The sequence below is a fragment of the Streptosporangium sp. NPDC051023 genome (assembly GCF_040689595.1).
Classification (GTDB): Bacteria; Actinomycetota; Actinomycetes; order Streptosporangiales; family Streptosporangiaceae; genus Streptosporangium.
Map to the genome: position 1 here is coordinate 64524 of NZ_JBFBCE010000046.1, position 9480 is coordinate 74003.

A 9480-nucleotide genomic window follows, 5' to 3' on the forward strand; every position below is an offset into this window, starting at 1 on the left:
GCACTACCGCGCGCCCCCGAGCAAGCGGGTGCGCTACCGGGGCCGCGCAAACCCGCAAATCCCCCCCCCGCCCACCCCCTGGGGGTCGTCGTCGAGCAGGCCTGCGGCGAACTCGGTGACGGGCCTGTCCTGCCCCGGCTCGCTCAGGTAGATCCACTGACGCCCCTCGAGGAAGAGCGCGGCGTCACTCGCCCCGGGAAGATGCAGCCGAAGGAACGGCGTGCCCTCGGGGAAGCGTCTGAGCCGATGCCGGACCACCGGCGCGCTCACGTCGAGTGCCGTCCCCAGCGCTCGCAGCGCCCGCTCCTCGTCCAGGTCATCCACCGCAGGACTCCCTCCCCTCTCCATCTTCGTACGGCGCCGCACCACAGTTGCCCCCAGGGGTCAGCCATGAAATGGATGTTTTTCAAGAAATGCGATCATTCATCTATGAGCGACCAGGTCATACTCCTCGGAAGCGGCGCCGTCGGGGCGAACACCGCCTGTCATCTGAGGCGTCAGGGCGTAGCGGTGACCGTGGAGGGCGCCGGGCTCGCCGCCGCGGCGCTCGCCCTCGGTCAGGCTCCTCCCTGGACGTGACCCCCTACTCCCCCGGCAGGACGCCCAGTGCGGGGGCGAGCTCGGTGAGCTGATCGACGGCGCCGCTCAGGTCAGCGGGAAGCGGCTGGAGGGCGACGTGATCCGCCCCCGCGTCGAGGTGGGCCCTGACCCGTCCCGCGACGGTCTCCACGTCTCCCCAGGCGACGATCGCGTCGACCAGCCGGTCGCTGCCGCCACCCGCGAAGTCCTCGTCGCCGTAGCCGAGGTGACGCAGGTTGTTGACGTAGTTGGGAAGCTGGAGGTAGAGAGCCATGTGCGCGCGGGCGATCTCCCTGGCCCTGGCCGGGTCGGTCTCCAGGACCACCGCCTGCTCGGGGGCGAGGGTGGGGCCGTCACCGAGGATCTCGCGGGCGAGCACGGTGTGCTCCGGCGGCACGAAGTACGGGTGGGCGCCGTCCGCCCTGTCCCTGGCCAGCTCCAGCATCCGAGGCCGCAACGCGGCGAGCAGTCGCGGCGTGCGCGAATCACCGGAGAACGGCAGGTCGCCCGCGACGGCGTCCATGGCGTCGAGATACTCGGCCATCGCGGCCAGGGGACGCGCGTAGTCGTGACCGCGTCGGGAGACGAGGGGCGCGTGGCTCACCCCGACGCCGAGGACGAATCTCCCCGGGTAGGCCTCGCCGTACGCCTCCGCCCCCGCCGCCATGGCGGTCGCGTCGCGCACCCAGATGTTGGCGATACCGGTGCCGACCGCGACACGCTCGGTCGCGGCGAGCAGGATGCCCGCTGTGGTGAACGCCTCCCTGGTTCCCGGCGCCTCGCCGAACCAGAGGGCGCCGTAACCGAGCTTCTCGATCTCCGCCGCCGCCTGCCGTACGGGTCCGGCGTGAGCCCTGCCGAACAGAGGATGCCACACACCGATCCGGCCAATGCCCATGGATGTCTCCGATCCAGCCTCGTCGAACCGCAGGGGACCTCTTCCCGGCCCCCTGACCAGCGCCCGCGTCCCCGTCCACGAAGAACAAGAACGCGGGTGATCCGATCATCCCACTTCTATGCGGGGGATTTGGCCATCGAGGGCACGCACAGCTCCTCCAGCACCGGGCGAAGCCGATCGCGGAACTCGTGGTCGACGATCCTGCCCGCGGAGTCGAACTGGTCAAGTGCCGGAGAGACGACCAGGTCGGCGCCGTACACGAGCGCGCCCGCCGAGGCGAGGGCCCTGCGCAGCTCGGTCTGCGTCCACATCGCCTCGTGGGCGCGCAGGCAGGCGGTCATCACGACGACCGGCTTGCCCACCAGGACCGCGCCCCCGCGCCGTGAGGAGACCCAGTCGAGCACGTGGCACAGCTCCACCGGCAGGACGCTGTGCGCGGGCGCCGCTATCAGCATGCCGTTCACGCCGGAGAGCGTGTGGCACAGCCGGTCTATCTTCGGCGGGAGCGGGCCGTCCGACAGCGGCGGCACGCCGTCGAGACCGTCCCAGATCTCGACCTCGACGGACGCGGGCAGCTCACGCACCGCCGCCTCGAGCAACCTGTGGATGTACGCCCCCGGGTGAAGGCTGCCCGCGATTCCAATGATTTTCATCCCGACCCCATCTCTGTCGCGACGTCGCGACGCTTCGAGCGGAACCCACGGCCCGGGCATGCGGACGCGGCCCGCGGAGCCGCTGCCGCCGGGCTTCACGCTCCACCACATCCGGCGCCTTGCCCGGGGACAGCGGCGACGAACATCACCGCGCGTACCGATCGCGCATGAAACAGCGATTTCTTCACCAATTCGGCGGGCACCGAGGGAACCGGCCGCGCCGCGGGAGATGATCTGCGCATGGAGTGCGTGTGACGAGGCTGGTCATCGGCGTCGACGGCGGCGGGACGAGCACCCGCTGTGTGCTGGCGACCGAGTCGGGCGAGGTCGTGGGACGGGGGTACGGCGGCGCGGCGAACGCGCTCTCGGCCACCGATCCCGGAGGAAGCCTGCGCGCGGCGCTGCTGGCCGCGCTCGGCGGCCTCGATCCGGCGCGGGTCGCCGGCGGGGTTCTCGGGCTGGCAGGCGCGGACTCGGCGCCCGAGCGAGCCGAGGCGGTCGCCGCGGAGGCGTGGTGTGCCACCGGCCTGGCCGGGCGCCCCGAGGTCGTCCCGGACATGCTCGTCGCCTTCGCCGGAGCGACCCGGGAGCCGTCGGGAGCGGTCCTGGTCGCGGGCACGGGGGCGGTGGCCGCGCGGATCGAGGACAGGCGGGTGGTCCGCAGGGCCGACGGGTACGGCTGGCTGCTCGGTGACGAGGGGTCGGGCGCGTGGATCGGGCTGCGGGCCGTACGGGCGGCGCTGGCCTCCCTCGACGGGCGGGCGGGGCCCACGGCGCTGTGCGAGGCCGTCCTTGGGGACCCGGCCCCCCGCGACGCGTCGATCCGGTGGATCGTGGGCGCGGTCGGCGCGGGTGTCGCCGAGGACGGCCCCTCGTGGCTGGCACGGCTCGCGCCCGCGGTCGAGAGCGCGGCGAGGGCGGGCGACGAGACGGCGGCGGAGATCCTCCGCGAGGCCGCGCTGCGGCTCACCCGGACCGTCCTGTCGCTGGGCCCCGGCCCGGGACCGCTGGTGCTGGCGGGTTCCCTGCTCACCGGGCCGACCCTGCTGGCCGCGAGGGTCCGCGCCGGGCTACCCGGCACCGTGGTCACCGCCCGCGACGGCGCGGCCGGGGCGGCTGCGCTCGCGCTGCACGCCCTCAGCCCCCGCGCCTGCGCCGCGCACCTGCGCCTGATCGCCAGGGACGACGGTCCGGCCCGCGCCTGACCGCTGGGAAACGGCACTCCGGAGAAGGAGCCGCGCCGCACGCGCGCCCGGCCGCGGGCGGCGCGGCCGGGCTCGCGGGATCCGCCCGGTCACGACCTCGTGTCACGGAAGGTCACAGGAGGTCACAGGAGGTCACAGTGGCTTTCCCGGTCTTTACCCTGGACGCCGCCCAGGCCAATAGGCTTGATCCCGACAACAAGAAGGTGCCCGCCATGAACGCCCAAGATGGCCCCACTCCCGTGAACCCGGTGTCAACGGTGAGGGCGGTCCTGCCCTCTCTCACTCCCGCGGCACAGGCCATCGCCCGCCTCATCCTGGACGACCCCGCGATGGTGGCCCGCAGCACCATCACCGAGTTCAGCGCGATTTCCGGGACGAGCGAGGCGACGATCGTGCGCACCGCGAGGACACTCGGGTTCGCGGGCTACTCCCACCTGCGCTTCGCCCTGGCCGCCGCGGTTGCCAGGGAGACGCAGCAACGGCTGGTCCCCGGCGACCTGGGCCCGGACGACCCGCTCACCGACGTGATCGCGAAGGTGGCCAGGGCGGAGTCGGAGGCGCTGGCCGACACCGCGGCGCAACTCGACCCCGACCGGCTCGGCGCGGTCGTCGAAGCCGTCGCGGGTGCCCGCAGAGTCGACGTCTACGGGGTCGGCGCCTCCGGCCTCGTGGCGGCCGACATGGCGCAGAAGCTGATGCGGATCGGCCTGTGCAGCCATTCCTTCACCGACGCGCACCTCGCGCTGACCAGCGCGACGCTGCTACGGCCCGGCGACGTCGCGGCCGGGGTGAGCTGCGGCGGCGAGACTCCCGACGTGCTGGCCCTCCTGAAGGCCGCGCGCAAGGCGGGCGCGACCACGGTGGCGATCACCAACAACCCGCGTTCCTCGCTGGCCGGGCTCGCCGAGCACGTCCTGGTCTCCGCAGGCAGGGAGACGGTGTTCCGCCCCGGCGCGCTGGCCAGCCGGATCAGTCAGCTCCTGATCGTGGACTGTGTCTTCATCGGCGTCGCACAGCGCACGTTCGACGCCTCGGAGGCGGCGCTGCGGGCAACCGGGGAAACGCTCGGCGAGTTCCTCGCGGACACGCGCCGCCGCGGCAGGTGACCCCGCGTTTCCCCGCGGGGAACGCCCGTGATGAGGCGGAGGACCGCGGACCGGACGGGCACGGGGGCACAGACGCACCGTCCGCGGCCTTTCCTCAGGGCGTGCCCTCCATGGCCTTCTCCGCCGCCTGACGCAGGACGTCGACCATGGCCGTCACCCCGTCGGGCTGGTAAACGAGCAGCAGATGACGTTCCTGTCCCGTCTTGCCGTCGATCGCGGCGATCCGCTGCACGACCACGTGAGCGCCGTCCGCGCCGTCGCCGTCCGGTGTGCTCATGGTGGCGATCCCGATGTCCACCTGTCGGGCGAAGAGCTCCTCAAGCTCGATAGCCATGTCTGTGACGTTACGCGGCGGCTCGGAAGCGTCACAGCCTGCCCGAGTCAAGGGTGTGTCCGGCATTCTTTGTGCCGGGGCCGTACGGTCCGGGGGACGGCGCAGACCCCGCGCGGCTCAGGCTTCTCGCGCGTCTCCCGGGGCTCGCCGCGCCGCCTCCAGGCTGTCACCGTGACGTTTCAGCAGCGCCAGGGCGTCGCCGGGGCCGAGCCCCTGCTCGATCATCAGGACCGCGACCTTCACGCGCCACCCGGCCGCCTCGAGCGCGGAGCGGACCGCCGACGGACTCGCGCCGGTGATGTCGCCGACCATCCGCGCAGCCCTGCCCGCCAGCTTGGAGTTCGTCACCGGCATCTCGACCATGCTGTTGCCGTGGGTCCGGCCCAGTCTGACCATCGCGATGGTGGAGATCATGTTGAGGACCAGCTTCTGCGCGGTCCCCGCCTTGAGCCGGGTCGAGCCCGCCACCACCTCGGGGCCGACGAGCACCTCTATCGGGTGCAGCGCGGCTCCGGAGAGCGGGGTTCCCGCGTTGCAGGACAGCGCCACGGTCAACGCCCCGCGACGGCCCGCCTCGGCGAGCGCGCCGAGGACGAACGGAGTCCTGCCGCTGGCGGAGATCCCGACCACTGAGTCGAGCGCGCCGACCTGCCTGCCGGCGATCGCGGCCGCGCCCGCGGCGGCGTCGTCCTCCGCGCCCTCGACAGCGCGGGTCAGCGCGACCTCGCCACCCGCGATGACGCCCTGAACCAGCTCGGGGGCCGTGCCGAAGGTCGGCGGGCACTCGGAGGCATCCAGCACTGCCAGCCTGCCCGACGTGCCGGCACCGGCGTAGAACAGACGGCCCCCCGCCCCCATCCTGGCAACGACGGCGTCGACCGCGGCGGAGATCTCCGGGATCGCCACGGCGACCGCCGCAGGCACCGTGGCGTCGGCGGCGTTCATCAGCCGGGCGACCTCCTCGGTGGGAAGCCGGTCGATCCGGCTGTAGCGCGGATCCCCCTGCTCGGTGGACAGGCCGGCGAGTGGATCGGTCATGTCACCCAATGGTGCTCGTTCTCCCGGTGGCTTGCCCGCAGGCGGACTTTCCTCTCGGGGGCGAGTGCCTGCCGGGCACCCCCGCCCACGGTCACCTCAGGTCCTTGCGGTAGAGCCAGAAGACCCGCTCGGCACGCGCGCCGACCGCCCTGGAGTAGAAGCCAAGCGGCCCGACCCAGGAGATCTGCGCGCTCGTCAGACCCGCTGCCCGCTGTTCGGCCAGGCAGCGGCGCAGCAGCACCCGGCCGACGCCGAGTCCCCTGGCAGCCTCGGCGACACCCATCGGACCGAACCAGGCGGGTCTGGCGCCCCACGCCGCGAAACCGAGGATCTCGCCATCGCGGGAGGCGTAGTGACAGCCGGTCGACTGCTCGGTCTCCCAGGCCCAGTTGTCGCTCCAGTGCTCCCTGACGAAGGCGAGCACGGGGCCCATGTCCGCCTGACCGGCCCTGTGCACGCTGACCCCCTTGCCCGCCAGCCTTGTGAGGTCGGGCCGTGTGGAGAGGTCCGCGGTGAGATCGGCGGTCATGTTCCAGGCGACCGTGTACCGCTCGTAGCCGAGGCTCTCCGCCAGGCAGGCCGCGGGGGTGTAGCGCACGTCGATGCCCGGCCAGGCGTAGCAGGGCGGGTTGCCCGCGAACCTGGCCTCGGCCGCCCCTTGGCCGCGAAACCAGTCCTCGGCCGCCGTGACCAGGGCACGACCTCGTCCCATGCCCTGGGACCCGGAGGCCACGGCGAGCAGGTCGACATATCCGGCGGACCCGTCTCCCCCGGAGACGGAGGCGAACAACACCCCGTCGAGGTCCCCGGTCACCAGTACCCGCCACCGGCGGCCCTGAGGAGGCCGCAGAAGCCGGGCGACGAGCGACGGCGCCTGCTCCGCGTCCAGGACGAGCGCGGCGCGGGCCGTCTCGCTGATCGCCGCCGTGTCCGCGGCGGTCGCCTCACGGATCTCCACCTGGTGACGCCTTTCCCGTGAGTACGTTCCCTTCCTTTGTACTCGCTTGTACCCCGGTTACCGGCTGCGCTCCCGCCCGTCCAGCGCCGGTGAGCAGGCAGGAAGCCCCAAGAGCATCATGTGATCTTGGGCGAATGCACGAACAAACTGTGTGTTCTTCGGGAAAGCGTACGAATTCCCCCACCCCCGACCTGTCATACCGTCGCGATAACCACGCATTGAAGGGTTGGCACGTGTCCGTTGATCTGCATCGCCGCGCCGTCGTCGCGGATACCCACAACGACCTGCTGATGGCGGTCACCGCGCGGCCGCCGCGGCGCTGGGCTTCCTTCTTCCGCGAGAGATGGCTGCCCCAGCTGCGCGACGGCGGAGTCGACATCCAGGTGCTCCCCGTCTTCATCGACGAGCGGTACCGCCCCGAGGGAGCACTCCGCGAGACGCTGCGCATGATCGAGTGCGCGCACGTCCTGTCGGAGGGCAACGCCGACGAGGTGCGGCTGTGCTTGGACGGCGACCAGATCGACCAGGCCCTCGCGGAGGGCAAGATCGCCCTCGTCCTCGCCCTGGAGAGCGCCCCCGGCGTCGACGCGAACGTGGAACTGTTCTCGACCCTGTACCGGCTCGGCGTCCGCATCGCGTCGATCGCCCACTGGGGCCGCACCCCGCTGGCCGACGGCAGCGGAGAGGACGGCACCGGCAGCAGGCTCACCTCCCCGGGAGCCGAGGCACTGCGGGAGATGGAACGGCTCGGCATGATCTTCGATGTCTCCCACCTGGGCGCCTCCGGCGTGGCCCATGTGCTGGAGCTGGCGACCCGGCCCGTCATGGCGACCCACTCTTCGGCGCGCGCCCTGCGCGACCACCACCGCAACCTCACCGACGACCAGATCCGCGCCATCGCCGCGACCGGCGGCGTGGTGTGCGTGAACTTCTTCGCCCCCTTCCTGTCGGACGACCCCGCCGGCTACACCGTCGACCGCCTGGTCGACCACATCGAGCATCTCGTGAGCGTCGGGGGGATCGACCACGTCGGCCTCGGCCCCGACTTCGTCCGCGAAGTGATCTCGGACACCACGCCGCCCTGCTGCGAGGACACCGGCTACGGCGAGATCGATCCCCTGGCCTCCATCCCGGGGCTCGAAGGACCGCGCGGCCTGCCCCTGGTCACCGAGGCCCTTCTCGGACGCGGACTGCCCGAGGAGGACATCCTCAAGATCCTCGGTGGCAACGTGCACCGTCTCCTCGGCACGGTGCTGCGATGAGCGGGACCAGCCTCGAAACGACCGCGACCGGGTTCCGTCTCCGCGAGCTCCACCACATCGAGGAGTTCGAGGACGTGTACCGCCTGCTCGGCGAGATCTGGCGATCGGATCCGGGCAGCGCACCGATCGGCGTCGAGCTGATGCGGGCCCTGTCACACGCCGGGAACTACGTCGCGGGCGCCTACCGCGACGACCGCCTGATCGGCGCCTCGGTCGCCTTCCTCGCCGCCCCCGCGGGCCGCGCCCTGCACTCCCACATCACCGGCACCGCCATCGGGCACGGTATCGGCCTGGCCCTGAAACTCCACCAGCGCGCCTGGGCCCTGGAACGCGGCCTGGACCGCATCACCTGGACCTACGACCCCCTCGTCCGCCGCAACGCCCACTTCAACCTCGCCAAACTCGGCGCCCGCCCCACCGAGTACCTGCCCTCCTTCTACGGCGTCATGGACGACTCCATCAACGCGGGCGACGAATCCGACCGCGTCCTGGCCACCTGGCCACTGACCGCCCCGCACGTCACCGCCGCCGCCGCAGGCACCCCTCAGCCCGTCTCCATCCCCCCCGGCACCGCCGTCGCCCTGCACGACCACGACGGCCACCCCGTCCCCGGCACCACCGACGCCCCCGTCCTACTGGTCGCCGTCCCCGCCGACATCGAGACCCTGCGCCGCACCGACCCCGGCGCCGCCCGCGCCTGGCGCCAGGCCGTCCGCGAGATCCTCGGCGGCCTCATGGAGCAGGGCGCTCAGGTCACCGGCTTCCACCAGAAGACCAGCTACATCGTGCACCGGCCCGACAGCTGACACCGGCTGACACCACCGGCGCCCCCATCAGCGCCCCCATCGATGCCGCCCCCACCGGCGGCATCGTCACCGGCGCACCACCGCACCACCGCATCGCCAGATCACCGCACCAGCATCCAGGGAGGCACGGCCCCGGCCGCACCACATCATGAAGATCACCGGAATCGAACTCCGCCGCATCGCGATGCCCCTCGTCGCCCCGTTCCGCACCTCCTTCGGCACCGAGAGCAACCGCGACATCCTGCTCGTCCGCGCCACCACCCCCGACGGCGAGGGCTGGGGCGAGTGCGCCGCGATGAGCGCCCCGCTCTACAACTCCGAGTACGCCGATGGTGCCGCCGATGTGCTGCGCCGTTTCCTCATCCCCGCGGTCAAGACCCTCCAGGACACCCCCTCCCCCACCGGCCCCTTCGACATCCACGCCGTCAACCGCGCCCTGCACCCCTTCCGCGGCCACCAGATGGCCAAATCCGCCCTGGAAACCGCCCTGCTCGACGCCTGGCTACGCACCGGCGGCCAATCCCTGGCCACCTACCTCGGCGCCGCCGCCCCCACCGTCCCCTGCGGCGTCTCCGTCGGCATCATGACCTCCGTCCCCACCCTCCTCGACGCCGTCGACGACTACCTCCAGCAGGGCTACC

The 9480-nt window shown here is 72.2% G+C and carries 11 protein-coding genes and 1 pseudogene; 6 read left to right on the top strand and 6 right to left on the bottom strand.

Annotation, left to right across the window (positions count from 1 at the left end; all coding sequences use genetic code 11):
* Positions 1 to 33 precede the first annotated feature (33 nt).
* The gene (locus AB0395_RS27800) at positions 34 to 324 is read right to left on the bottom strand and encodes a hypothetical protein (RefSeq protein WP_366285764.1); all 291 of its coding nucleotides are present in this window, start codon (positions 322 to 324) and stop codon (positions 34 to 36) included.
* A 105-nt stretch (positions 325 to 429) separates the two neighbouring features.
* Here AB0395_RS27800 and AB0395_RS27805 point away from each other — a divergent pair, with 105 nt between their 5' ends.
* Positions 430 to 579 carry a hypothetical protein gene (locus AB0395_RS27805; RefSeq protein ID WP_366285767.1) on the top strand — a complete coding sequence of 50 codons (150 nt, stop codon included), beginning with the start codon at positions 430 to 432 and terminating at the stop codon, positions 577 to 579.
* A 4-nt stretch (positions 580 to 583) separates the two neighbouring features.
* On the opposite strand, the gene AB0395_RS27810 is transcribed toward AB0395_RS27805, so the two are convergent.
* Both AB0395_RS27810 and AB0395_RS27815 read right to left on the bottom strand, forming a co-directional pair.
* Positions 584 to 1477 (bottom strand): LLM class F420-dependent oxidoreductase, encoded by an 894-nt coding sequence (locus AB0395_RS27810; RefSeq protein WP_366285769.1) that lies wholly within the window; start codon positions 1475 to 1477, stop codon positions 584 to 586.
* A 116-nt stretch (positions 1478 to 1593) separates the two neighbouring features.
* Positions 1594 to 2130, bottom strand: coding sequence for an NAD(P)H-dependent oxidoreductase (locus AB0395_RS27815; protein ID WP_366285772.1), 537 nt, complete (start codon positions 2128 to 2130; stop codon positions 1594 to 1596).
* A 251-nt stretch (positions 2131 to 2381) separates the two neighbouring features.
* On the opposite strand from AB0395_RS27815, the gene AB0395_RS27820 reads away from it, so the two are divergent.
* Entirely contained in the window at positions 2382 to 3335 is a 954-nt protein-coding gene (locus AB0395_RS27820; protein ID WP_366285775.1) for a BadF/BadG/BcrA/BcrD ATPase family protein, read from the top strand.
* 212 nt (positions 3336 to 3547) lie between these two features.
* On the top strand, positions 3548 to 4441 hold the full coding sequence (locus AB0395_RS27825; RefSeq protein WP_366285778.1) for a MurR/RpiR family transcriptional regulator: 894 nt from the start codon (positions 3548 to 3550) through the stop codon (positions 4439 to 4441).
* Positions 4442 to 4535: 94 nt separating this feature from the next.
* Here the strand turns inward: AB0395_RS27825 and AB0395_RS27830 are convergent, their stop codons facing one another.
* The 3 genes from AB0395_RS27830 to AB0395_RS27840 form a co-directional block, all read right to left on the bottom strand.
* Complete coding sequence (locus AB0395_RS27830) at positions 4536 to 4775, bottom strand: hypothetical protein (protein ID WP_366285781.1); 240 nt, start codon at positions 4773 to 4775, stop codon at positions 4536 to 4538.
* A gap of 117 nt (positions 4776 to 4892) precedes the next feature.
* Entirely contained in the window at positions 4893 to 5813 is a 921-nt protein-coding gene (gene murQ, locus AB0395_RS27835) for an N-acetylmuramic acid 6-phosphate etherase (RefSeq protein ID WP_366285784.1), read from the bottom strand.
* A 91-nt stretch (positions 5814 to 5904) separates the two neighbouring features.
* Complete coding sequence (locus AB0395_RS27840) at positions 5905 to 6771, bottom strand: GNAT family N-acetyltransferase (protein ID WP_366285787.1); 867 nt, start codon at positions 6769 to 6771, stop codon at positions 5905 to 5907.
* 233 nt (positions 6772 to 7004) lie between these two features.
* On the opposite strand from AB0395_RS27840, the gene AB0395_RS27845 reads away from it, so the two are divergent.
* The 3 genes and pseudogenes from AB0395_RS27845 to AB0395_RS27855 all read left to right on the top strand — a co-directional run.
* Positions 7005 to 8033 (top strand): dipeptidase, encoded by a 1029-nt coding sequence (locus AB0395_RS27845; protein ID WP_366285789.1) that lies wholly within the window; start codon positions 7005 to 7007, stop codon positions 8031 to 8033.
* Positions 8030 to 8839, top strand: coding sequence for a GNAT family N-acetyltransferase (locus AB0395_RS27850; protein ID WP_366285791.1), 810 nt, complete (start codon positions 8030 to 8032; stop codon positions 8837 to 8839). Before AB0395_RS27845 ends, AB0395_RS27850 begins: the two co-directional genes overlap by 4 nt.
* Positions 8840 to 8987: 148 nt before the next feature.
* A pseudogene (locus AB0395_RS27855) lies at positions 8988 to 9480 on the top strand (o-succinylbenzoate synthase); the annotation flags it as partial.